22 protein-coding genes and 1 pseudogene are annotated in these 24,062 nt (G+C 58.6%); 12 read left to right on the top strand and 11 right to left on the bottom strand.

All coding sequences use genetic code 11. From position 1 onward, the window contains the following. Positions 1-360: 360 nt before the first annotated feature. Genes B7Z76_RS13255 through B7Z76_RS13265 form a run of 3 tightly spaced genes read right to left on the bottom strand, consistent with a single transcriptional unit; the run spans position 361 to position 3,100 of the window. Positions 361-1,476, bottom strand: a complete 1,116-nt coding sequence (locus B7Z76_RS13255; protein WP_291344482.1) for a DMT family transporter — start codon at positions 1,474-1,476, stop codon at positions 361-363. Positions 1,477-1,481: 5 nt separating this feature from the next. Beyond that, entirely contained in the window at positions 1,482-2,447 is a 966-nt protein-coding gene (locus B7Z76_RS13260; RefSeq protein WP_291344484.1) for a cation diffusion facilitator family transporter, read from the bottom strand. 5 nt (positions 2,448-2,452) lie between these two features. After that, positions 2,453-3,100, bottom strand: coding sequence for a cation transporter (locus tag B7Z76_RS13265; RefSeq protein WP_291344513.1), 648 nt, complete (start codon positions 3,098-3,100; stop codon positions 2,453-2,455). A 66-nt stretch (positions 3,101-3,166) separates the two neighbouring features. Here B7Z76_RS13265 and B7Z76_RS13270 point away from each other — a divergent pair, with 66 nt between their 5' ends. Next, the gene (locus tag B7Z76_RS13270) at positions 3,167-3,574 is read left to right on the top strand and encodes a helix-turn-helix domain-containing protein (RefSeq protein ID WP_291344486.1); all 408 of its coding nucleotides are present in this window, start codon (positions 3,167-3,169) and stop codon (positions 3,572-3,574) included. A 470-nt stretch (positions 3,575-4,044) separates the two neighbouring features. Here B7Z76_RS13270 and B7Z76_RS13275 read toward each other — a convergent pair whose 3' ends face one another. Then, complete coding sequence (locus B7Z76_RS13275; RefSeq protein ID WP_291344488.1) at positions 4,045-5,310, bottom strand: MFS transporter; 1,266 nt, start codon at positions 5,308-5,310, stop codon at positions 4,045-4,047. Next, the gene (locus B7Z76_RS13280; RefSeq protein WP_291344490.1) at positions 5,307-5,990 is read right to left on the bottom strand and encodes a metalloregulator ArsR/SmtB family transcription factor; all 684 of its coding nucleotides are present in this window, start codon (positions 5,988-5,990) and stop codon (positions 5,307-5,309) included. Before B7Z76_RS13280 ends, B7Z76_RS13275 begins: the two co-directional genes overlap by 4 nt. A gap of 72 nt (positions 5,991-6,062) precedes the next feature. Here B7Z76_RS13280 and B7Z76_RS13285 point away from each other — a divergent pair, with 72 nt between their 5' ends. From B7Z76_RS13285 to B7Z76_RS13295, 3 genes and pseudogenes are all read left to right on the top strand, one after another. Then, the gene (locus B7Z76_RS13285; protein WP_291344492.1) at positions 6,063-6,803 is read left to right on the top strand and encodes an MBL fold metallo-hydrolase; all 741 of its coding nucleotides are present in this window, start codon (positions 6,063-6,065) and stop codon (positions 6,801-6,803) included. After that, the gene (locus B7Z76_RS13290; RefSeq protein WP_291344493.1) at positions 6,775-7,041 is read left to right on the top strand and encodes a hypothetical protein; all 267 of its coding nucleotides are present in this window, start codon (positions 6,775-6,777) and stop codon (positions 7,039-7,041) included. The genes B7Z76_RS13285 and B7Z76_RS13290 overlap by 29 nt, the downstream gene beginning before the upstream one ends. A 12-nt stretch (positions 7,042-7,053) precedes the next feature. Beyond that, positions 7,054-8,326: pseudogene (locus B7Z76_RS13295) on the top strand (transposase). Between the two features lie 325 nt (positions 8,327-8,651). Here the strand turns inward: B7Z76_RS13295 and B7Z76_RS13300 are convergent. The 3 genes from B7Z76_RS13300 to B7Z76_RS13310 all read right to left on the bottom strand — a co-directional run bounded on the left by B7Z76_RS13300 (position 8,652) and on the right by B7Z76_RS13310 (position 11,777). After that, positions 8,652-9,308, bottom strand: a complete 657-nt coding sequence (locus B7Z76_RS13300) for an ABC transporter ATP-binding protein (RefSeq protein WP_291344515.1) — start codon at positions 9,306-9,308, stop codon at positions 8,652-8,654. Between the two features lie 70 nt (positions 9,309-9,378). After that, positions 9,379-10,521, bottom strand: a complete 1,143-nt coding sequence (locus B7Z76_RS13305) for an ABC transporter permease (RefSeq protein WP_291344494.1) — start codon at positions 10,519-10,521, stop codon at positions 9,379-9,381. Then, positions 10,518-11,777, bottom strand: a complete 1,260-nt coding sequence (locus B7Z76_RS13310; protein ID WP_291344517.1) for an efflux RND transporter periplasmic adaptor subunit — start codon at positions 11,775-11,777, stop codon at positions 10,518-10,520. Before B7Z76_RS13310 ends, B7Z76_RS13305 begins: the two co-directional genes overlap by 4 nt. 889 nt (positions 11,778-12,666) lie before the next feature. Between B7Z76_RS13310 and B7Z76_RS13315 the strand changes: the two genes are divergently transcribed. Further along, positions 12,667-14,061 (top strand): multicopper oxidase family protein, encoded by a 1,395-nt coding sequence (locus tag B7Z76_RS13315; protein ID WP_291344496.1) that lies wholly within the window; start codon positions 12,667-12,669, stop codon positions 14,059-14,061. Continuing rightward, complete coding sequence (locus tag B7Z76_RS13320) at positions 14,054-14,548, top strand: DUF411 domain-containing protein (protein ID WP_291344498.1); 495 nt, start codon at positions 14,054-14,056, stop codon at positions 14,546-14,548. The genes B7Z76_RS13315 and B7Z76_RS13320 overlap by 8 nt, the downstream gene beginning before the upstream one ends. Positions 14,549-14,552: 4 nt before the next feature. On the opposite strand, the gene B7Z76_RS13325 is transcribed toward B7Z76_RS13320, so the two are convergent. Then, on the bottom strand, positions 14,553-14,789 hold the full coding sequence (locus B7Z76_RS13325; protein WP_291344500.1) for a hypothetical protein: 237 nt from the start codon (positions 14,787-14,789) through the stop codon (positions 14,553-14,555). A 56-nt stretch (positions 14,790-14,845) separates the two neighbouring features. Between B7Z76_RS13325 and B7Z76_RS13330 the strand changes: the two genes are divergently transcribed. From B7Z76_RS13330 to B7Z76_RS13345, 4 genes are read left to right on the top strand one after another with little or no spacing between them, the layout of a single operon-like run. Beyond that, positions 14,846-17,026 carry a protein-disulfide reductase DsbD gene (locus tag B7Z76_RS13330; RefSeq protein WP_291344502.1) on the top strand — a complete coding sequence of 727 codons (2,181 nt, stop codon included), beginning with the start codon at positions 14,846-14,848 and terminating at the stop codon, positions 17,024-17,026. Continuing rightward, positions 17,023-17,637 (top strand): class I SAM-dependent methyltransferase, encoded by a 615-nt coding sequence (locus B7Z76_RS13335; RefSeq protein ID WP_291344504.1) that lies wholly within the window; start codon positions 17,023-17,025, stop codon positions 17,635-17,637. Before B7Z76_RS13330 ends, B7Z76_RS13335 begins: the two co-directional genes overlap by 4 nt. Next, a complete protein-coding gene (locus B7Z76_RS13340) occupies positions 17,634-18,356 on the top strand; it encodes an SCO family protein (RefSeq protein WP_291344506.1) in 723 nt (240 codons plus the stop codon). The genes B7Z76_RS13335 and B7Z76_RS13340 overlap by 4 nt, the downstream gene beginning before the upstream one ends. Beyond that, positions 18,353-18,913 carry a TlpA disulfide reductase family protein gene (locus tag B7Z76_RS13345; RefSeq protein WP_291344507.1) on the top strand — a complete coding sequence of 187 codons (561 nt, stop codon included), beginning with the start codon at positions 18,353-18,355 and terminating at the stop codon, positions 18,911-18,913. The genes B7Z76_RS13340 and B7Z76_RS13345 overlap by 4 nt, the downstream gene beginning before the upstream one ends. Here the strand turns inward: B7Z76_RS13345 and B7Z76_RS13350 are convergent. After that, positions 18,888-19,148 (bottom strand): hypothetical protein, encoded by a 261-nt coding sequence (locus tag B7Z76_RS13350; RefSeq protein ID WP_291344508.1) that lies wholly within the window; start codon positions 19,146-19,148, stop codon positions 18,888-18,890. The two genes, B7Z76_RS13345 and B7Z76_RS13350, sit on opposite strands and share 26 nt — an antisense overlap. Positions 19,149-19,341: 193 nt before the next feature. Here B7Z76_RS13350 and B7Z76_RS13355 point away from each other — a divergent pair, with 193 nt between their 5' ends. Both B7Z76_RS13355 and B7Z76_RS13360 read left to right on the top strand, forming a co-directional pair. Beyond that, entirely contained in the window at positions 19,342-19,710 is a 369-nt protein-coding gene (locus tag B7Z76_RS13355; protein ID WP_291344509.1) for a copper resistance protein CopC, read from the top strand. A gap of 155 nt (positions 19,711-19,865) precedes the next feature. After that, complete coding sequence (locus B7Z76_RS13360; protein WP_291344510.1) at positions 19,866-20,642, top strand: copper resistance D family protein; 777 nt, start codon at positions 19,866-19,868, stop codon at positions 20,640-20,642. An 881-nt stretch (positions 20,643-21,523) separates the two neighbouring features. On the opposite strand, the gene B7Z76_RS13365 is transcribed toward B7Z76_RS13360, so the two are convergent. After that, positions 21,524-24,062 (bottom strand): AAA family ATPase (locus tag B7Z76_RS13365; RefSeq protein ID WP_291344511.1); only part of this gene is annotated, 2,539 nt, incomplete at its 5' end.

Here is a 24,062-nt window from a genome sequence, read left to right on the forward strand (position 1 = left end):
CGCGCGGGGTGAAGAGTTGCCAAAACACCAATAACTACAAGCAACCGGTAGGGGTTCGGCGGGCGATCTGTAAGGTAAGAATAGATTTTGGTTTTCTGAATTTATTTCTAGCCACGATTAATTATCCAGGTGTGTTTTGTAGCCATATCACGAATGATGGAAGCTTTTATTTTGAGTTTTTACCCGGCCGCTCTCTGGGTGCGGCCTGCGACGATACAGTAAATTTTCCACCCAGCCGCTAGGATCCGGTGATTTGCAGGTGGTACCTTCGCGCTTTGCTTTCACCATACCGTTTTCTATTTCCGCGATGGTGACGACCGGCAGGAGCGGTTTGGTTGAGAGAGGAGGCGCAGTGGTGAGCTATTGATCTGATGCTGAGGAGCCGGCGGGGGCGCTGGATCCGCCAGATACACGATCGTGTGCGTGCCGGTGATGAATATCCGGATAATGCGGGTGCTTATGCACAAGCGGGTTATGCTTATGCCAATGGCTATGCGGTTCACCCGGCGGCGCATCCGGCCCGTGTGAATGCTCATGGTGTTCGTCATGAACATGCCGGTGTTCATGTTCCAGCGCCGTGTGCGTATGTTCGTGCTGATGGCGTTCCGTCAGATGTATCCACAGGCCCACCGCCATAAAGGCGCCCGCGGCAACAAGCCGGATCGTCAGCGGCTCATGGAGCAGCACCAGCGAAAGCACCGCGCCGATAAAGGGCGCCAGTGAGAAATAGGCTCCCGTGCGCGCCGTTCCCAGATGACGCAACCCGAGCACGAATAGCACGAGGCTAACCCCATAACCGAAAAACCCGACCACACCTGCCGCAACGACGATGCCAACACCGGGCACCGGCGCACCTTGCTCCAATGCGAGCATCAGGTTGATCGTCCCTGCCACCAACCCCTTTATCATCGCAATCTGCACCGGATCGGCCGAGGAAAGCTTGCGGGTGAGATTATTGTCGATACCCCACGACAAGCAGGCGGCGGCGATGAGGACGGCGCCCCAGTCGAGTGACGCACCGCCCTGCCACGACAACAGCGCCGCGCCGGCCAGGATGGAGAACGCACCGAACAGCAGCCGCCGGTCAACGTTTTCATGGAAAACCAGCCACGCGATGCCCATCGTGGCCAGGCCCTCCAAATTGAGCAGCAAGGAGGCGTTGGTGGCTTGCGTGCGGGCGAGGCCGAACATGAGGAACAAAGGGCCCAGGATGCCGCCTGCCGCAATAACAACGGCAAGCCACGGCAAATCCGAGCGGCGCAGCGGGGCTTCAACCGCCGGAAGACGCAAAGCGTTGCGCGATAGATGCACAGCCGCCAGGCCAAGTCCAGCACCCAGGTAGAGCAGGCTTGCCATCATCCAGGGGCTGACGTTGCCCAACAGCAATTTCGCCAAAGGGGTACTGGCGCCGAACAGCGCGGCGGAGAGGAGCGCAAGCGTGACGCCGCCAAATGATGAGTGAGTGTCGCGCGCCATGGGTCCTACACGATCTCATCCGGCTCGAGGGCGCATGGTTGCGTACCGCCTCCGTTCTCAACTTGAAACGTCGCGTGACTGATGCCGAAATGCTCCCGTAATTCCTCGGCGGCGTGGTGCAGCATATCGTCGTCGATGCCAGCGCCCGGACGGACCAGATGCGCGGTCAGCGCTACTTCCGTCGTGCTCATACCCCAAATGTGCAGGTCGTGGATGGCTGCCACGCCGGGCAATTTTTGCAGGAATGCGGCTACCTTCGTCTGGTCGACACCGGGGGGCACCGCATCCAGCGCGAGATTCATGGACTCCCGCAGCAGGCTCCATGTGCCGGCGACGATGACAACGCTGACAACAAGGCTGATGGCCGGATCGACCCAGTGCCAGCCGGTCCATAAAATGACCGCGCCCGCCACCACCACGCCGAGCGCCACCAGGGCATCAGACGCCATATGCAAAAAAGCGCCTTTGATGTTCAGGTCATCTTTGCGTCCGGCCATGAACAGGAGCGCGGTAATGCCGTTGACGGCAATGCCGACCGCCGCGACGGCCATGATAATGGAGCCGGTAACCGGTTCTGGCTCAATCAGCCGTAGGATGCCTTCCCAGGCGATGCCGCCCGTGACCACGAGCAGTACGATCGCATTGCTGAGCGCCGCGAGAATGGAGAGGCGGCGCAGGCCGTAAGTGTAGCGGCCGCTAGGCAGCCGCTTGCCGAGCACGGCGGCGATCCATGCGGTGCCCAGGCCAAGCACATCCCCCAAATTATGGCCCGCATCGGCCAGCAGCGCGAGCGAGTGCGCCACGACGCCATAAAACGCCTCGCCCAGGACATAGGCCAGGTTAAGCGTGATGCCGACGGCAAAAGCCCGACCGAAACTGGCCGGGGCGTGCTGGTGCCCCCCAGAGCCGTGGTGATGCCCGTGATCATGATCATGCCCGGCGCGGTCTTCGTCGTGATGATGTCCAGACATATAATTCATTCTCCTGAAACGGCATGCAGGTGTTGGTTTTCGGCGCGGAGTTCGCCACGCGCCTGCACGACGATTTGCAGGCCACCCCAGAGCCCAAGGCTACCCATGACGCCCGCCACAATAATATCAGGCCAGTTGGTGCCCGTGCCGAATACGCCAAAGGCGGCGAGCATCACGGCGGCATTACCGAGCGCGTCATTCCGCGAGCAAATCCACACCGAACGCATGTTCGCATCCCCCCTGCGAAAACGATAAAGCATTAGCGCTACGCCGCCATTGGCAACGAGAGCGGCAAGCCCGACCAGCCCCATAACCTCAGCCCGCGGCAGCCCGCCATAGACTGCATGCCAAGCGGTGTTTCCCAGCACCCAGAGGGCGAAGACAATCATGGTGCTGCCTTTGATGACCGATGCCCTGGCGCGCCAGGCGAGCGCCATTCCCGCAACACCCAGGCTAATGGCGTAGTTCGCGGTATCGCCGAAAAAATCCAGCGCGTCGGCTTGCAACGCCGTTGATCCCGCCGCGACGCCCGCGATGACCTCCGTCAGAAAGAAGCAGCCGTTGACCACAAGGGCGATCCAGAGCGCCTGACGCCAACGCGTGGAGTTCAGCGGCGTGTCGCTCTTACAGCCGGTATCATTGCAGCAAGCCATAAGGTCACTCTCGACAACATTCGATTGGTGACCGTATAAACCCTGTAGTGGATACAGGGTCAAGCAATGACTGGCACGACTTTTAGCATCGGCGAACTGGCTCAGGCGACCGGCACCAAAGTGGAGACGGTCCGCTATTATGAGCGGATTGGCCTTTTGCCAGCTCCCAGCCGCACAGGGGGCAATTACCGGGCTTATGCGCGCGCTCATCTGGAGCGACTGAGCTTCGTGCGACGCGGCCGCGATCTTGGATTTTCGCTTGATGAGGTGCGGGAATTATTACGGCTCTCTGATGATCGCGATCAGTCCTGCGCGGAGGTGGACCGTATAGCACGCCATCACCTGATCGAGGTCGAGCGCAAGCTGTCCGACCTTAAAGCGCTACGTGCTGAACTGCGCCAGATGCTTGACCACTGCCAGCATGGGACCATCGCTGAGTGCCGTATTATTGAAGCGCTCGCTCCAATTTCATAATTTGAGCATTTTAAAAAATGCTCTTTGCTCAGCTCTGTCCATCGTCTGGTCTACCTCCACGATTTGGTCGTCCGTTGACCCACGACGGTGGCATTTTATCGATGAGGCAGTCCTCAAAGGCAATATGCTCAACTATTGGCCTGTAGCCGTTCAGGTTTTTTGTGTCGTTAAAGCTGTGCAAAAGTTGCACCAACCAGAGAATATTTTTGATTTTTGATAATCTGTTGTTTTTAAATATATCTTGTTCTGGACCATCTTGTATTGTCAGGGCAGGAAGCCTGATCATTATTCAATTTTCGCAATTATGTTCTTTAAATTTTTGAATTCGTACGCACGATACCCTAAAAAATGCACTAAAAAGCGATCCAACCTTCCGTTTTTCATCCCCGAGGCGCCGTAATCGCCGGAACCTGAAAATAGAGAGCCTCACGGCACCCATGGTTCACTGCGGTTCCTATCTTTTCTCAACGTCAGCCGCGCGGCAGGACGCGCCACAGCCAGATACCTGATGCGCCAACAAGGCCAGCCGTGAGCCAGAGAGTGGGCCGCGTCGCCTGCTCGAACTGCGCGACCAGGCCAAGCAGGAGCGCGCCAATCGCATAGCCCGTGTCACGCCAATAGCGGTAGGTACCAAGCGCCTTGCCGCGGATTAGCGGCGCCGCCCGGTCCGACATGGCGGCGATCAAATTTGGGTAAAGCAGCGCCATGCCAACCCCCATGATCACCACGGCAGGCAACCAAAGTGAGGCGCCGCGCCCGGCAGCCGTGAGCGCGATGCCGGCCGCAAGCAAAAAGAAGCCTGCTATCACCGGCGAACGGCGCCCTATCTGGTCCCCGAGATGGCCCGTCCAAGGCTGGGATATGCCCCAGACCATGGCGTAGGCGCCGGTCAGCCAACCAATTTCAACCAGTCCGGCGCCGTGCGCCTTGAAGAAAAGCGGAAACATCACCCAGACCAGCGTATCAGCGATTTTGTTAACAATTCCCCCCTGGCAGATGGCGCGTCCGACTTTGTCGTGGAAGGAAAATTTCACAAAGATGGCACGCAAATCGAGTGTATGATCATGCGGCGCGGCGTTGCCTGCCTCCGCATGTTCAACCTTCACCCAAGCCAGCGTGTCCCTTATGCCCAGCAGGCCGATAAATGCCAGAATGATCGTGACGATGCCCATAATGAACAGGGCCTCGCGCGCGCCAACCATTGCAGCAAACAGGGCGGCACCAGCGCCAGCCAGACCGACCGCGGCATAACCCGTCGCCTCGTTGATGCCGACAGCCAGGCCGCGCTGATGACTGCCCGCCAGATCGATCTGGCTGGTGACGGTCATCGTCCATGTAAAACCCTGGCTGATACCCAGGAAAACATTGGCCGCTACAATCCACCACCAGTCCTGCGCATTCCAGATCAGCAGGGGAATGGGAATGGCGGCAATCCACCCCGCGACCAATACCGGTTTGCGTCCGAAATGATCGGCAAAACTGCCGGCCACCAGATTAAGCGCGCCTTTCACGATACCAAAAGAGAGCACGAAACTCGCCAGGAAGAGAAAGGCGCCCGGCGCCACACCAAAATCGCGCGCCACCGTGGGCAGAACGGCACGCTCCATGCCGATGATGAGACCGACGAAAAAAACTTGAAGGGCCTGAAGGACGAACTGCGCGCGATTAGCGCCAATGCCGCGGATGTGCGCCACGCCCGCGCGCGCCGGGGCTGATGCTTCCATTTGTCGCGTCATGCCACGCCAACAGCAATCGGCAAGCCTGCTGCCCGCCATTCCGGCAGGCCATCTACGAGCCGTCTGGCGGTAAACCCTTGCGCCCGCAACCGTGCCACGGCCTCAAACGAGAGTACGCAATAGGGGCCACGGCAATAGGCGATAACCTCCCGGCCGCTGGGCAAAGCGGCCAGATGTTGTTCCAGGCTTGCGAGTGGAACATTGAGCGCGCCCGGCACATGACCAAGCCTGAATTCATCCTCCGGCCGCACATCGAGAACCGTCACCAGCCCATCGCGCAGCCGGGCGGCCAGATCCTCGCGCGAGAGCGGCTCCATCTCATCGCGCGTTCGGAAATAGGCCGCCATCACCTGTTCAATCTCTGCGATATTGCGCTCACCCACGCGCCCAAGACTTCCCAGAAGCTGCACGATCTCAGCGTCTCCCTCCAGGCTGTATAGCATCCGCTTGCCATCACGGCGCGGCTCCACCAGCCGGGCACGGCGCAAAATCTGCAAATGACGCGAAGCATTGGCAAAGCTCAATCCTGTGCGGGCTGACAGCTCTTCCACGCTACGCTCCCCCTGGCCAAGCTGTTCCAGCAATTCCAGCCGGTGCACATGGCCTAGCGCCTGCGCGATTTCGGCGAGACACGCAAACACTGTCTGTTTAGGGTTCCGGCTTGACATCGCTTTTACCATGATAAATCATTAATTATAACGATTGAATGAATAAAGCCGCGTTTCAGTCAAGTCAAATCCGGGAGCCGCCATATGATTTTACGCCAGTTTTTGCACCAGGATCCGGTTGCAATCTCTTACCTGTTCGGGTGTGGCGGACGCGCCTGCTGTGCTGTGGTTGACCCCGTGGGAGACCCGGCTGCGTATCTGCGCGCCGCGGAAGAAACCGGGATGCGTATCCTGTTCGTGATCGACACGCATCTGCACGCCGATCACCGCTCCGCGGCCCTGGCGCTCGCACGCGCGGCGAAGGCCGAGTATGTGCTGCATCGCGCGGCTGAAGTGTCCTTCCCGGCACGGCGCGTCGCCGATGGCGAGCGGCTTGAGCTTGGCAATGTGTTGGTTGATGTGCTGCACACGCCGGGGCACACGCCCGAACATGTCTGCCTGCTGGTCACGGACAAGACCCGCGCCGATGAACCATGGTTCGTGCTGACCGGCCATACGCTCATGGTCGGCGATGTGGGGCGGACCGAACTGGCCAGCGATGCGGCTGCAGGGGCGCGGACCCTGTTTGGGTCGTTACAACGCCTCAAAGCCCTTCCAGACCATATCGAGGTTCTACCCGGAGCGTTTGCCGGGTCGGTCTGCGGCCGGCGGTTAAGCGGCAAGCCTGTTTCAACAATTGGCTTCGAGCGGCGCCATAATGCCGCATTTCGTATCGGCGAGGCGGAAGAATTCGTCGCCTTCATGCTCCAGGACATTCCGCCCGCACCACCGCAGGCCGCGCAAATACGATCATGGAATGCCGGCCAGCCCGCAGACACCAGATGAGCCCCCGTTAACGGCCGTTGCGGCCTGCAGGAGCACGCTTGATGAACACCCAGCCAAGCCGGTTACAATCGATCCGGATGCCTATACATCCTGGCGCGGCACATGGCTCGACGCCACCACGGAACGGCTCGAACACCACGAGGTTCTTGAGTTGATCGAGGATATTGCCGGCATGCAGGTGCTAGGAGCCTGTCCCGGTAACGGGCTAAATTCACTCGACAAGATGGTTGCGTCGTGATTCTGTTTTTTGATGAGCAAAGTGTTTCGCCCTTGGAAGACCGATGAAGTCTGGCTGCTTCCGCCTTCGGTGGCGGACTTCGTCCCCGCCGGCCATCCGGCCCACCTGATCCGCGATCTGGTCAGCGAGGAGCTTGATCTTTCCGCCTTATCATCCGGCCATGATGGTGGCACTGCTCCTTTATGCCTATCGCAGCGGTGTTTATTCGTCGCGCCGGATCGCGCGCGGCTGCGAGGAGCGGCTGGATTTTCAGGCGGTGACGGCGCTCAACCAGCCGGACTTCCGGACCATCAGTGAATTTCGCCGGCGCCACCTGGATGCGTTGGCCGGTCTGTTCGTGCAGGTGCTGGCGCTGTGTCGCAAGGCGGGTCTGGCTGAACTGGCTCATGTTGCTGTTGACGGCACCAAGATCAAAGCCAATGCCTCCAAGCATAAGGCGATGAGCTACGCCCGCATGGTGGAAGCCGAGGCTGAACTTACCCGCGAGGTGAACGAGTGGCTGGCACGCGCGGCAGCCGAGGATGCGGCCGAAGACGCCGCGCACGGCAGCACGCGCCGCGGTGATGAACCGCCCGACTGGATGCGTGACAAGCAGGCGCGGCTGGCGCGCATCCGTGCCGCCAAGGCTGAGCTCGAGGCCGAAGCCCGCGCCGCGGAAGCCGCCCGGCCGCCGCCGCCAGCAAACCCTGACGGCAGTGCCAAACCCCGGCCGGGCAGAACCCCAAAACACGAGCCAGGCAAACCAAAGCCCAAGGCGCAGCGCAATTTCACCGATCCGGAAAGCCGGATCATGAAAGGCCGCGATGGCTTCATCCAGGCGTATAATGCGCAGGCCGCGGTCGATGCCGGCGCACAGATCATCGTGGCGCACCGGCTCACCAACAACGGTTCTGATCAAGACGCCCTGCTGACGCTGCTCGATGCGATCGAGGGCAACACCGGCGAGATGCCCAATGAAGTCTCCGCCGATAACGGTTTCTGTTCAGAAGCAAATCTTGAGGGGCTCAACGCGCGCACGGTTCGCGGCTATGTCGCGGCAGGGCGCGCAAGCTCGCCAGGCAGCGGCAAAAAAGGTGGCAAGCTGGTTCAGGCCATGCGCGCCAGACTCCGAAAAGGTGGACATCGAAGCCGGTACCGTATCCGAAAATACACCGTCGAACCCGTGTTTGGACACATCAAGCAGGCCAGAGGCTTCCGGCAGTTCCTCCTCCGCGGTATCGATAAGGTCAAAGCAGAATGGGCAATGATCTGCACCGCCCATAACCTCGCAAAACTCACCGCTTGAGGGGGAGCGCCGAAAATGAAAACACGGGGCTAATGCAGATAATTGCTGCCGTAAAGATTACCAGGACAGGCTCCTAGATGCGGGCTGCGGAGACGGTACATTGATGGCGTCGGGATTAGTGACGGCTGCGGTGCGCGGGGCGGTGTTCTATCCCCCAGCAACACTTTTGGCCCGAATCACGGCCCCGATTGACCCTTCCCGCGCGCTGCCGCACCACCTTCGGCGCCATACGCGGCAACATGTCAACGGCTGAAAACACGCAGGCTAATTGTTTAGTTCCGGAGCGCGGCAGCGATCCGGTTTCCCGGTCTGACACGCCCACGTCCTAAGGCGCCAGGGCCGGGGGCGTCCGCGCTTGCTCCCCTTCGATCCGTCCGTCGCGCATGCTGATCAGCCGGTCGAAGCGGTGGAAGATCGACTCGTCGTGCGTCACCACCAGAATTGCCGCACCCTGGTCTCTGGCGATGCGCTCAAGCATGTTCATGACGCCCTGAGCACGCGCCGAATCGAGGGGGGCCGTCGGCTCATCGGCGAGGATGATGTGTGGAGCATTCGCGATTGCGCGCGCGATCGCGACACGCTGCGCCATGCCGCCGGAGAGCTCTGACGGATAGGCGTGCATTTGGTGCATGTCGAAATAATCGAGCAGCGCTTCGGCGCGTTCGCGTGCCTGATGCCGCCCCGAGCCGGCCAGCTCCATCGCAACCGCGACATTCTCGGTCGCGTTCAGGAACGGCAGCAGGTTGTGGGTCTGAAAGATGAAGCCGATCTTCATCAGACGCAGGCGCCGGAGGTCGCGCCGCAGGAAGCGTCCATCATAGATCGGCTCGCCGTCGAGCTGCATCCAGCCGCTGTTTGGTTCGGTCACACAGCCGATCACGTTGAGCAGCGTGCTCTTACCGCAGCCGGAGGGGCCACGCAGACCAACCACCTCGCCTGCGCTCACCGTGAGCGTGATATCGACGAGTGCGTCAACACGCATCTCTCCCTGGCCAAAATGCTTACTGATGGCACCAAGCTCGATGCGCGGCACACGGTCCGGCGGTGCGGGACTATCCACCGGCCAGGGCCTCAGCCGGGTTGACCTTGACGGCCGCGCGCACCCCGAGCACCGAGCCGGCGAGGCAGACCACGATAATGATAGCAAGGATGATCAGAAGATCGCGTGGCTCTATCTGTACCCGGCGCGGGAAGGCGCCTTTCGCTTCTTCGATCAGCGCGAACCCGATCGCGAAACCGCTTAGCCCGAGTGCCAAGGCTTGCTGGACGATCATCGCGATGATGACGCGATCCGGCGCGCCGATGAATTTCAGCGTGGCGATCGAACGCAGCTTGTCCATCGTCAGCGTGTAGATGATGAGGGTGATAATCACCGCCGAGACGGCGACCAGGATCCCCATGAACATGCCGAGCTGCGCCTGCATCTTCCGGATGACGAATTGAGTGAGATAACCCTCTTCCTCAGCCTCCGAGACGGCCCCGAGATGCTTCCATCGCGCTATATCGTTTGCGACCACCGGCGCCGAGGCGCCGGGTTCAAGCCGGACCAGGATGGCATTGATATCAGTGGTCGTGGGCGGATTGCGCCCCGAGGCCTGCTCGCGCCGCTCAAGCGCCGGCGGGACCGCGAATTGCAGCGCCTGCGCGTCCAGCAATGTCACCCAGGCCATCGGGTCGCCGCTCGAACTCACCATGCTGTGCGTAAGACCGACAACTTCGTAGGGGTCGTTATACGGTCCGAGAGGTATTCTCTCGCCGAGCTTCAGGCCGGAAGACGCGTCGGCGACGATTTGATAGTGGCTCTCGGTCAGCCCATGGCCGGCAATGAGATTTGGTGGTCCGCTAGGCCGCCCAATCTCATAGCCTTCCAGGAATAGTCGCTCCGGCCTGCCGGCGACGGCGGTCTGCACCGTTTGGAAGGTGACGGCGCCGGCAGCAGCCACGCCGGGCATGCGGCGGATCAGCTCGCGCGTATCGCGCGGAATACGAGAGGGCTCCGCGAACGGGCCGAAGGTACGTGGCTGCACCACCCAGAGATCCGCATCGAGGGCTCGCGGTAAGGCGAGGGCATCAGTCAATGCACCTTCGTAGATGCCGGCCATCGCAATCACCACGCCGATCAGCATGCCAATGCCGAGCGTCGTCAAGGCGAAGCGGAGTTTATTCCGCCGTACGTCACGCAGCGCAAGGTTCATGGCGATGGGCCCGATGCCACAACCACCGCGCGCCCGGCCCGAAGCCCATTCGTCGGCACAGTCACGACCTTCGCACCCTCGGGCAGACCTCCCACCACCGGGAGGGTCCCGTCGAGAAACTCAGACCCGAAGGAAACCTTGCGCTGATGGAGCCGCCCGTCCTCGACGGTCCAGACCGTGCCTTGATCGTTCGCCAGTCCTGCCACCGCGCTCTGCGGCACCTTCACGGCCTGAGCGAGTACGCCGGTCGTGATATACACCTCGGCCTGCTCAGCCAGATGGATGTTTGGCGGTAATGAGTCGAACGCGACGTCGACCAACCGCTCCTCGTTCACCGGGTCGCTTTGAATCTCGATCCGCGCGACGTGGCCCGGATAGCGCCGTCCCTGCTCGGAGCGCAGCGTGATCTCCGCCTTCTGTCCGACACGAAGGCGTCCGGCCAGCCGTTCATCGACGTACCCGACCACCCAGATCGTGCGCGGATCCACCAGCGTGAACACCGTCTGGCCCGGCACCGGCATGGCGCCGAGATTTAGGTTGCGCGCCAGCACCCAGGAGTCGTAGGGCGCGCGCAATGTATAATTGTCGAGCGTGGCTTGCTCGAATGCCTCCTGAGCCAAGGCGCCGGCCAATCCGGAACGAGCCGTCTCCACTTCGACCCGGGCAACGTTGAGATTGGCTTCCGCCACGCGCTGGGCCGTGACAAGGGTCTGGGTCTCTTCCACCGACGCAAAGCCTTCTTTCACCAGGGTCTGCCGACGCGCGGCGATCGCCTTGGCGTTGGCGAGGCTTGCGGCGGCGTTGGCCATGTCCGCATCGCCCTTGTCGATCGCCGCCCGCGCCTGCTGCACACCCACTTCGGCTATCGCCACCTGCGCCGCGATGTCCCGCGCATCGAGCCGCGCGAGCACTTGGCCCGCCTTTACGTGGTCGCCCTCATTAGCGTTGATCTCATTGATAACCCCGGCAACTTTGAACCCAACGGCCGATTGCACGTCGGCCCCAATGGTGCCGAGGCCGAACACCTGCTCCGCGACGTTCGTCTGTGCGGGCGCAACCTCGACCGTGACCGCTTGCGTATAGCTGCGCAAGAGCCATCCTGCTCCGGCAGCCAAGGCAAGGATGGCGGCGAACCATATCGTGGCGCCCCGCCACGAGCGGGGCCGGTGCAGCAAGCGCCGCTGCTTCGCAGCCTCGTCAGGCCGGGGAGGGTTTTCCAGAAGCGGTACGGACGGCTGCAGAGGCAAAGTGGCCATCGTGCTCACCGCTTGCTCAGCGGCACTATCGGACCGGCGGCGGTTACGAAAAGCGTAGTGGCGAAGCTTGCCGCCGATAGTGCCCCGCGGCCGGGCAAGCAACCGGGCATTGAATATTCCCCAAATGTCACAGTCTTTCTACTTCTCCTCGAGAGCGGGTGCCTTGATCCTGATCAAGACTCTGGCCTGAAAACCACTCCATCTGCTCACCTCGAGCGATTTCCAGGCGGTGCATCGGGTAGAAATTCACGTTGGCTAGGATGCCTGACGAACCCGGGGCAGCGGATCATTGCAACCATGCTTTGTGCCCCCCATCCTGCTACTTGAGGCGAGTGGCAGATCGGCGTATGGACGGTTCTGATGGGTGGATTAACCGCATTCTGGCGCTCAATTTTGGCACTGGTCATTGTGATCTCAGTGATGACGCCATCCTTTGCCCGCGCTATGCCCATGCAATCAGGGCCGATGCAAACAAATGTGATGATGTCCATGGGCTGCAATCGGCTTCATTGTGCAGACCACCCATCCGGCTCGCCTACAAAAATAAAAGCAAGCGGCTGTGCTGCTGCGGTATGTATATCGCCTGGCTGGGTTTTGCCGGCGCAATTTGTTGTCTCGGCGGTCTCGTTCTATCCGATCCGCCACGAGCTTGCATCTCAGGCTGCGCCCACCGGTATATTGCGCATTCCCGACCCATACCCTCCTAGACAGCTTCCCTAAAATCTAGCCGCCGCTCCTGACCGGGCTGGCGGCATCGGGAACTTGTCCGGACGCGACAGCGTCAGTCTGGCTGTACAATTTCCGCATGCGTGCGGAGATTCAGCCCTTTTTGGGGTATGATTTCATGTCAATCATAGGGTCGACGGCCTTGAGCCGGCGGCGTTTGTTAATGGCCGGGGGCGCCATTGCAACCACGCGCTTATTGCAAGCGCAGCGCGCGAGTGCCGTGGAAAATAACAACAGTACTGTTAACCTGAAACCGGCACCGGCCTTGGCGCCCATCATGGGGACCGGTCAACCGGAAACGCCCGTGCTTGCCTATAATGGCATAGTGAGTGGCCCGGTCCTGCGTTTGCACCAAGACGTTTTGTTCCGGGCCGATGTCCAAAACGGACTCGACGAAGACACCACGGTTCACTGGCATGGCATCAGATTGCCAAATGCCATGGATGGCGTACCGGACCTGACCCAGAAATCAATCGCGCCGGGAGCCAGCTTCCAATACGCTTATTCACCGCCAGATGCTGGTACGTTCTGGTATCATCCACACGACCACACCGCCCGGCAAATGGGACGCGGCATGGCTGGAGCATTGATCGTTGAGGAGCCGGAGCCGGCCGGTTTTGACCGGGACGTACTGTGGGTTTTGCAGGACTGGGAGTTGCTGCCGGACAACGAGATCGTTGATGGCTTCGACGACGTCATGCAAGGCATGATGGCCGGGAGGATCGGCACAACCGTAACCATCAACGGTACGCTGCCCACGCCGGTACCGCTGCGCGCAGGCGAGCGGATAAGGCTGCGGCTGATCAATGCTTGTCTGGCTCGATTCATGGCGCTGCGCTTTGCCGGGCACAAGGTCGTGGTGATGGCTCTCGACGGCCAGCCGGTTACACGGCCCTTTGAACCTGATGGCGGGCTTACCGTTATCGCACCGGCGCAGCGTGTTGATCTGTTGCTGGAAGCAACGGGGAATCCCGGCAGCACTTACGCAGTCACGGATGAATTCTACGGATACGACGGCAGCTATAAACTCACCGATTTGGCTTATTCCGTAGCGCCAAAATTAATCACCTCGTCGAAGCCGATCACTCTGCCACCAAATCCGGTTCCAGCTCCCGACCTCAAAAATCCAGTACGCCACCACTTAACCATCGTTGGTGGCGGCATGAGTGGCATGGGCATGGGGGGAATGATGGGAGGAATGGGCATGATGGGGGATAGCAACACCCCAGTTGCCATCTGGGGGATCAAGGGCTCGAACGGGCTGAACGAAGGCATGACGCCGATCTTTACCCTGCCACTGGGACGTACTGCACTGATTACACTAACAAACACAACGGATTGGTGGCATCCTATGCACCTGCACGGCTACAGCTTCCATGTCTTATCGCGAAATGGCGTTGTCGCGAAGTATCCGCATATCCGTGACACCGTGATTCTACGACCCAAGGATACCGTGGATATCGCCTTTGTGGCCGACAATCCAGGCAACTGGATGTTTCATTGCCATGTCATCGAACATTCGGATTTTGGCCTGATGACGGTGATTCGCGTTGCCTGACCTCGCCATCAAAAAGGAGAAAAAAATGCTAACCGGAATATTGAGAAAAGCCCTATGCGCCCTCACCGTGCTGACGCCAGTATCGGCGATTGCCGCTCCCATTCAGGCAACACTATATAAAAACCCTGCCTGCGATTGCTGCGAAACTTACGCGAAATATCTCGATAAAAATGGTTTTACTGTGAAGGTCGTGCCGTCACCAAATCTTGATGCCCTGACGCAAGAGGCCGGGGTACCAACATCGTTGGTTGGTTGCCACCTTACTAAAATCGATGGATATGTAATCGAGGGGCATATCCCGGCCTCGATTGTTCAAAAGCTGCTCACCGAGCATCCGCCCATTAAGGGCATAGCTATTGCGGGCATGCCTGCCGGCTTACCGGGCATGCCGAGCATGGCGGGGATGAGTTCCGGACCAATCAATGTTTACGAGGTTGGCCCTGCAATGCCGGTCATATTTGCGACCATTCAGCCAGGCGAATTCTAAGACATTATTTTTCAACATTATCGAGGAATTCTAAAATGTCTGAGACCATAAAGACGACGATCATCACTGGAATTTTGTTTGCCGCCGTGGCTGGCGCATTGGTCGCACAGGCCGCGACGCCCCCCTGCGGCAACAAATGATATGACGCAGGGCAACCGCGGCATGAGGGGTGACCGCGCAGATCAACACGATGAACGCCATGACCAATGAGATCAACGCACAAACCAACCTGCTGACGCATGGTACGGCGCCATCCGCCGGATCGGTGCAGAAATAGCATTCGGCTTTCAATCGCTGTTGGGTATCGAAACAATGTTCTTGCGAGCAAAAATATCTCGTCTGGTTGCATTCGTCTTGCTCGTTTTTCTGGGCGGTTTGATTACGTCTGCGCTTCCAGCGCATGCAGCGGCCACGTCATGGGTTGGCGATGCCAATGCATCGGCGCGTCTGATTACCGCCGTGCAGGCAACCGGCTCCGCTGGACAGATTGACGTGGCCTTGCAAATCCAACTGGCACCGGGCTGGCACGCCTATTGGCACAGCCCTGGTGACGCCGGTATTCCGCCATCCATCGATTGGAGCGGATCGCAGAACGTGCAATCGGCACAACTATATTGGCCAGCGCCAAAGCGCTTTCTACTCGATGGTTTAATTACCCAAGGTTATGAAAATGGCGTTGTGCTCCCGATTGCGGTGGCGCTTGATCAGCCCGACCAGCCGCTGGTTCTCCATACGCTGGTTCATTATGCAGCTTGCAAGGATATTTGCGTTCCATATACCGCCTTGTTCACCCTTCAGCTTCCTACTGGCATTGCGCTGCCTGGTCCCGAAGCGCCGCTCATTTCTCAGGCATGGACCACGATACCAGGGAGCCTCTTTAACGCGGGTATATCTCTATCCTCCGTCATCATATCGAAAGAACCAAGCAGCGTTGCTGGGTTAATTCTGTCGGTGGTGCTCGATACGGGCAGGACAGTTTTATCTAAACCGGATCTCTTTGTTGAAGGCATACCGGCGGCAACACCAGCCGCGCCACATATCCAGTTCGATCCACAAAATCATCGTGCCGTTCTAAGCATATTGTTGACGCGTCAAACGCCGACTGCAATGGCCAGTACACCGTTGCAGTTTACCTTTGAAAATGGAGCGCAAGCCGCGAGTTTTACGGCAACACCCACCATCGGTCCGTTGCCTCGCATGAGCACTGAGTCAAACGATGCGTTAATCTTGCTGATCGCGTTACTAGGCGGCTCAATTTTGAATGTCATGCCCTGCGTATTACCTGTTTTATCATTGAAATTATTTAGCCTGGCGCAGGCCAGAGGCAACGAGCGAACACAATTTCGACTCAACTTTCTGGCAACCGCCGCCGGCGTCATATCGTCCTTCATCGTCATCGCCTTCGTTTTGGTTTTCCTGAAAGCGGCAGGGGCCGCGATCGGCTGGGGCATTCAATTCCAGCAGCCCTGGTTTCTGGGCTTAATGGCTGTGCTGACGACATTATTCGCCGCCAGCCTGTGGGAGTGGCTGCCGATTACAATGCCGGGGTTTGCCGGACAAGCCGTAAATACCAGCAAAAGTCACCACCCGAGGGTAACAGCATTCATAACAGGCGCATTGGCGACCATTCTCGCAACATCATGCACGGCACCTTTTGTTGGAACTGCCGTCGGCTTTGCGTTGGCGCGTGACCCGTTGACGATATTCGGAATATTTCTGGCACTTGGGATCGGCATGGCATTCCCCTATCTAGCGGTGGCGGCGGTTCCTTGGTTGTTGCGTTTTATGCCAAAGCCGGGAGCGTGGATGATCAACGTCCGGATCATTCTCGGCTTCGCGCTTCTTGCCACTTCGATTTGGCTCATTTCTATCATTACGGCAGTGGTCTCACCACACGCCGCACTTATTGCCGGCGGCCTCTTATCGGCAATATTGCTTCTGCTACTTATCCGCCATCGTTGCAATGTCAGCAGAGTTATATTCCGTCGGATGATGGCAGCGTTCACCATCGGGCTGGCGATCACCGCCACGATCATGCCAAGCCTGATGCAACAGGCAATCGTGAAACTGGGGCAGGCGGACACCGCCCCATCCACAATATGGCAACCCTTTGATCCAGCGCGAATCGCCGGGCTTATCGGGCAGCATAAATTGGTTTTTGTAGATGTCACTGCCGCCTGGTGTCTGGTTTGCAAGGTCAATGCATTGGCCGTTCTTGATCGTGATCCGGTTGCCACGCAATTACGAGCATCTAATGTTGTCACGATGCGCGCGGATTGGACTCGTCCGAGTGTTATTATTACGGCCTATCTGGAGAGTTTCCATCGTTATGGCGTACCGTTGGATGTCATTTATGGGCCCGGCGCGCCCTCAGGCATTGTATTGCCGAGCCTGCTGACTTCAGGGCTCGTGATGCAGGAATTCCAGCGCGCTGCGGCGCCACCCAGCAAGCAAAATCAAGCGGAGGTCACAAAATGAGTTTCTACCAGCATCACATCTTGCCTCCATTGCTCAACTTCGTCATGCGGCAAAAGCCGCTACAGCCATTCCGCGAGCGCGTCATTAGCCAAGCGGTGGGCAACGTTCTGGAAATCGGCATTGGCTCCGGCCTCAACCTGCCGCTCTACAAATATGGCGTTCACTCTGTTACCGGTGTCGAGCCGTCGAGTGAGCTTTTGGCAATGGCAGAGCAACAAGCCAAGCGGGCGACAGTGCCCATTGAACTGTTACATGCCTCCGCTGAATCTTTACCGCTCGAATCAAATTCGGTGGACACGGTTGTCACGACCTGGGCTCTTTGCACAATCCCCGACGCAAATGCCGCTTTACAAGAAGCGAGACGCGTACTGCGGCCAGGCGGCAAATTGCTGTTCGTTGAACATGGCCGCGCTCCTGAAAAAGGCGTGGCACGCTGGCAGGATCGCATAGACCCGCTCTGGGGACTGATCGCCGGGGGATGCCATCTCAATCGTCAGATCGATGCGCTCATCACCGAGGCCGGATTTCAAATTGATACCATGCGCCACGCTCGCATGCCTGGACCACGCACACATAATTTTCTCTACGAAGGGCAGGCTCACCCGCAATGAATCCCAATCCGTCTTCACTACCGAATTTGCAAACCAAACAGACCTCCAGATGGCCCAGTCGACTTCGTCTTGCGGCGATTGGCATCGTTGGTGGCATTGCGGCGTCCTTAACGATCGGGGCAGTTGACCCGGCTTTGCTTGGCGTCAACCCGTCTGATGTTCTGGCAAAGGTATTTGGCCTGTCATCGGACGACCAGATAGCAAAAGCCACCGATTCGGCAATCCCGCCCGGCGCGCCGATCGGTGGAGCTTTCCAGCTTACGAATCAGCTTGGCCAACCGGTCACTAATGCTACATATCAGGGCAAATATATGTTGGTATTCTTCGGCTTCAGTCATTGCCCAGACGACTGCCCATTGACGTTGGAAAAGATAGCCCTGGTAATGAAGAATTTGGGGCCGCTTGCCCAACACATTGCTCCGATTTTTATCACGATTGATCCGGCACGAGATACATCTAATGTTCTTGATATCTATCTCCAGAAATTTTGGCCGGAGATGATCGGACTTACCGGAAGCTCTACGCAGATTGCCAGCGTTGCCCATGAATATGACGTATCCTTCAACACGGGGGATCTCGAAGCATCGGGCGCCAGCCTGATCAGTCACTCGACATATCTGTATCTCATGGGACCAGATGGAAAATTTCTTAATCTGTATCCATTTTCCATCACGGTCGCTCAGCTGACAGCGGCACTGAAGGCGCAAGTGAACCAATGATCACGTATAAAGTCTTAAACCGCCGGAATTTTCTATGCGCGTCAGCATTAGCACCTTCGTTTGTTATGGCAGCAACTTCGACCGCGCGAGCTGATAACTTACTGCCGCCTCAACTGAACGAAACAGCGCCGATGCCGTTTCCGGAGCTAGATTTCGCGGTGGAAAGAGGCTCATCCATCGGCCTCAAGACCTTCCGGGGAAAATTCATTCTCCTGAACATCTGGGCAACGTGGTGCGCGCCCTGCCGTGAGGAAATGCCGACGCTTGACCGCCTACAAAGCAAGCTTGGGGGGCCGCATTTCCAGGTCGTACCACTATCAATCGATACCGGTGGCGTCGTCTCGGTGCGGCAGTTTTATAACGAGATCGGGATAAAACATCTCGGGATCTATCTGGATACCACGGGAGACATTATGCAGGTGCTCAACCTCGAAGGCATCCCGACCACATTTCTGATCACCCCGGACGGGCGGCAGATAGGCCAGCTTGCGGGCGCTGCCGACTGGGACAGTCCATCATCACTTTCCTTTTTCAAACGAACCATGGCGGCGGCGTGACTTTAACCTGAACGGAGAACTTAACAATGCAATGCTCTTCTTCATCAAATTCGTGTTCAACATCACGCCAAATAGACCAACGTATTTGGCGTTCGCGCCTGATGCGACGTACCGGCATCATTATCGGATTAATCGCTATTGGCGGCGCGGCATTGGCATTTGGCGGCGGCTGGGGGTGGCTGGTCGCCATTGGTGTTGCGCCGATTATTCTTTCCATCGTGCCCTGTGTGGTCATGTGTGGCCTTGGATTCTGCATGATGAGTATGGGCCAAAAATCTGCTGTACGTCCTACGCTTTCCCCTTTTCAAAACGAAGCCGGGAGTACGGGACCAGAAATTTTGCAAGACGATCTATTTAACCCTTCGACGCCGCGGGGCGTTTAATCGCTCTCAATACCTCAACAATCTGATATAAGGGAGTTTCCCGATATGCGTACGCTAGCAGTCATTGCTTTGGCGTTCACCATCTTGACCATCAATGCCGGAGTAGCATTCGCTCACGCTTATCCGCTGCATGAAAATCCACGCGCAAACGCGGTGCTTAAAACATCACCGAAAGTCGTCTCGATTACCTTCACAGAAGGTATCAACGCTCATTTCAGTGGCATAATCGTGACAGCCCCCAACGGGCAGCGTGTGGACAATGGAGTCGGCGCCCTCGACTCAAAAAATCGCACGCTTTTGAGCATCGGAATTAACAGTCCGCTCGTGCCCGGCGTCTATACCGTCGTCTGGCATGCCTTGTCGGAAGATGGTCATCGGACACAGGGAAGCTATCAATTTTCTGAAGTGCAATGATACTGGTGCCATTGTTAATTCTCCGTGGCGTGGCACGGGGAGTACATGTCGCTGCCTCTCTTTCGATACTAGGGGCAGTGTCCGCGCGTTTGATCTTCTTTCCGATAGCTCTTGAACGAATAGCTTCAGACGTGAGAGAGCAACTCGCCAGATCGATGACCAGACTGCTTCGCGTCAGTCTGTTCATCGCGCTCACTGCAGGGGCCATATGGCTGATTCTGGAAGCAATTTACATCATTGATTCGGATAGATGGTACGATGTCCTTGCATCACTCGCGCCGGTTATCTGGGATACAAATTTTGGCCACCTACTGGTTATTCGGTTAGCCCTATTGATCCTTGCCGTAAGTATTTTTAGCACAACGGGGATGCGGATTCGTATTTGCGCCGCAATTAGCCTAACTGCTTTTGCGATAGCATTGCAAGCCGGTCTCGGCCATGGTGCGGCAATGGCTGGGATTGAGGGGAATGTGCTTCTGGCGGCACTGGTGCTGCATTTGCTGGCTGCCGGGCTCTGGCTCGGTAGCCTGTTACCCCTATATATCGCGATCAGCGCGGCATCGCCGGAAGTTGCCCACAAAATTGCAAAGCGTTATTCTGTTTTGGGCACGATATGCGTCATAACTCTGATCGCCACGGCCACGCTTCAAGCGTGGTTTCTCGCTGGCGGGATTTCTGGACTTGTCGGCACAGCATACGGACGCGTCGCAATGGCTAAGACTTTCATGTTCCTAGTCCTCATCGTTTTTGCCGCCTGTAATCGTAATATATTTACCCCCGCATTGATTGGCGACCAGGCCTCCCTGGCCAAGTCACATCTCCGCAGGATTATTTTTGCCGAGATGCTTGCCGGCCTTACGGTGGTTATTCTTGCCGGTATATTACTGCAACTTTCGCCTGGAATGGATATGGCGATGGCTGGGAATATGTGAGGGCTGATTCTAAATTATTGCAATTCACATCTCTCGTAACCCTGACCAGTTGAGGGAACCACGATGAAACGTGAACACAAACGCCGCGCTGCATTTTCTTGCTGCACCCTCATGCTGAGCGCAGCGCAATTCGGCATTTTCGCTCGCTCGCCGCCAGACTCTACAAATTACAGGTGTTGGAGCTTGGTAAATATTTCATGCTCGCGCAGGCAAACAGCATCAGCGAATGATCGACAGCGCCTGAACGCGGGCTAATTACCGACCGCTTCGGCGTTATTCCCGCGGGTATACGCAGGTAACGCCGATCGCGCTTGGACGATGGTCGCCCGTGTGGCCACCAGGCTGGCGGTTGGCCCGCACATCACCCGGCGGATTAGCGGCGTGCTGCAGCCGGGAGCGATGGCGGCAGATCGGCCAGTTCTGGGCATCGACGATCGCCGCCTGGTCGGTTTTGCGCCGTATAATTCACCAAGCTACGCCACCGCAACCATCATTGAACATGGTATCCTCTGCCGCACCAATCGCGCGGGACTTACTTACCTACCTACGCCATCACTAATGACCCTGCGGGACACGACACGCCACTCGGGCAGAAAGTTTCAGATACGCAGTGTCCTTATAGCTTTACTCTGCAATAAATTGTTTCGTTTTTGCGTTTATTGACTGCTGAGAAGTATGCACGATGTCGCGCGAACTATCGCGATGGAAGCCGAAGTGATTATGTTTGAAACATTCCGTACTGGCAGATTAGTGGATCCTTTAGTCGATAACCTGGGGAACGATATTTTGTTCGAATCGAATAGCGCTATGTTCGCTTCCTCGTAAAGACAGGGATCCGCAGGCAGCAATGCAAAGGTGGCACGATCAACAAGCCTCACCAATTAGCTACGGTTATGCCGCATCGTATGCTTCTGCCGCTCCATATGATCCCGCGAATCTTGACCTCGTTCACCGACCAGATGCCAGAATTCCGCCTCGGCGTGGCGATTGACCAACGGGCGACGGGCCACCCTGGCCAAAAGTTCCGCCACATCCGCGCCGATACGGGCAACACGCGCCAATGTCCCACCATGACGGCGCAATTGCGCCGCCAAAGCGGGCAGAATCTCGGCGAACGCCTGTGCAACCCGGCGGCTCATCAACCGCTCAACCAGCATTGACGGCTGATCCCGGACGTCCCCACGCACTTCCGCGGCCCGGTGAACCCTCTGCATCGCCTGAACAGCCCCACGCCGCAGGCCGACGGCACGGTCGATCAATGCCAGCGCCGCCTCCGTCTCGGGCGCTTGCGCAAAATTGCGGATGACGTTGTTCAACAGATCACCGCGCCCAATCTCTCGCCGGTCGCCCAGCGGCCGCCGCGCAATCACCTCAGCCCGCTCCGCCCCCTCCGATGTCACGATAAAACTCTGCTCCCGATGTCGGCTACCTGATGTATAGGCTCCAAACGCCGTGACCAGTTTCGTGCCGCACGGCATCGCATGAATATGCTCCGTCACGGTGGTGCCCTGCGCGGTATTGGTAGTCAGCGCATCACCATAGGCCAGCTGAACTCTGCCGCTGGCCTCATCGCGCAATGTATCCCAGGCGACCGCCCCTTCCCTGCCCTCACCGTTCCTCAAAGTCAGCCCGAGGGCATCGATAGCCGTAATTTCCAGCACGGACCCGTTGCGACCGATATTCCCGACCGTGCCGGCCTCCGTGAATTTGGCGTTTGTTCGCCGGAACAGGCGCACCCGATCCCCTACGGCAAGCGCCAGTTCGTACTCCCGCTCTCCCGCCCCATCGGTGGCTGTGACTGTGACCTGATTCGTCCCAATTTGCCCCATGGTCCGGCGCTGCTGGCGAATGGCCAAGCTGATGTCATGCGCTTCCGCGTTACTCGGCGCGCTCACCGAAATACTGAAGTCCGGCCGATCTTGGTTCGCCTCAAACCGCTGCCGCCATAGCGATGCCGTTTGCGCCACCGCCTCCTCATACCCGCCCGGCACGATCTGCAACGTGCCGTTTGCATCCTTCCGATGTACCGCCTCCTCTGTCTGGCCATTGCGGAACATCAGCACGGTCTCGCGCTCTTCCTCCGCTTTCTGCCTGATCGAGGAGCCTAATTCCGGCACCTTGTCGGCGCCCAGGGCCCGGCGCAGCAGCTCGATCACCGGCCCGGCCTCCACCGCCTGCATCTGCTTGGGGTCACCAATCATGACCAGTTGGAAGCCCGTCTCGGCCTGCGCTGCCATGATGGCATTCAACTGGCGTGTGCCGAGCAGCCCCACTTCATCAACGACCACGACAGATTTGCGGCCAAGGACCAGCTTTCCCCGCTCCAAATCGCGCAAGAACGCCGTCACAGCGCGCGTATTCTCCACCGCTATCCCCGCCTCCGCCAGATCATCGGATTGCCGCCACGCCAGGGCGATGCCGTGGACGGCCCTGCCATCCGCCTGCCAGGCCCGAACCAATGGCTTCAGCAATGTGCTCTTCCCGGAGCCCGCCACACCGATGGCGAGCCCCACCCGCCCGCAAGTACCAAGTTGGTCGATGATCTGCCGCTGCGCCCTGCCATGCGCGCTGGTAAAATCGATCTCCGGGAATGAGGCCACCGCCGCCGCGATGGCTTTGCGCGAGAGCGCGGCGCTATGGTCGCGCGCCCCAGCCCGCGCTGTCTCGATGAGCGTCTCCTCCTCACGAACTTCGAGCGTCGTGGTCACCGCCACCCGGTCCCTGCCCTGGCGCCCCGGCACATGCCCCCAGATCAATGCGGCGTCCTCACCGCGGCGCTGAACACCACGTTCACGGAAGGCGCGGGTGATGGCGTCCACGTCACCGGCCTCCGCAATACCAGCGGCAATCAGCCCCTTGGCGGCGGCAATCCTTGCATCCGCGCCATCAATCACCGCCCGCCGGTCGAATTGCTTGCCCAGAAGCGGGAGCGCGGCCTGGAAGGCGGTCTCCAGCCGCTGCTCACGGCTGGGAAGAGGCACAATATCATCCGGGCGCAGCACGCTCCGGTGCTCATAACCCAGCCGCGTCGCCGTCGCTCGCCAGGCAGCGAGATCGCTGACATCATCGCTCTTGGCCTCGCGCGGGTTCTGCACCCCGGCTTTCAGTAAGGCGATTTTCCGGGCGGGGGTAAGGGCTTCCCAATCAAGGCCGAGGGATCGCGCAAAAGCCCGTGCGGCTGCGGTGCCGCCGATGGTTCGCTTGCTGAATTGCGCAACCACACTATCGGGCACGGCGGAGAGTTTGGCCATCTCGGTCCGGGCATCGAGTTCCACCTCCACACCGTGGGCGCGCAGATGATTAGCGAGATAGGCTTGATAGAGCGCGCCCCATTCATGAATCCGCCCCTCAAGCAGAGCGAGGTTGATGCTGCCAACCCGCCCGCTCGGCGTCTCGACAAGGTTGAACACGGCAACATGG

The sequence above is a fragment of the Acidiphilium sp. 20-67-58 genome (genome assembly GCF_002255515.1).
Classification (GTDB): Bacteria; Pseudomonadota; Alphaproteobacteria; order Acetobacterales; family Acetobacteraceae; genus Acidiphilium.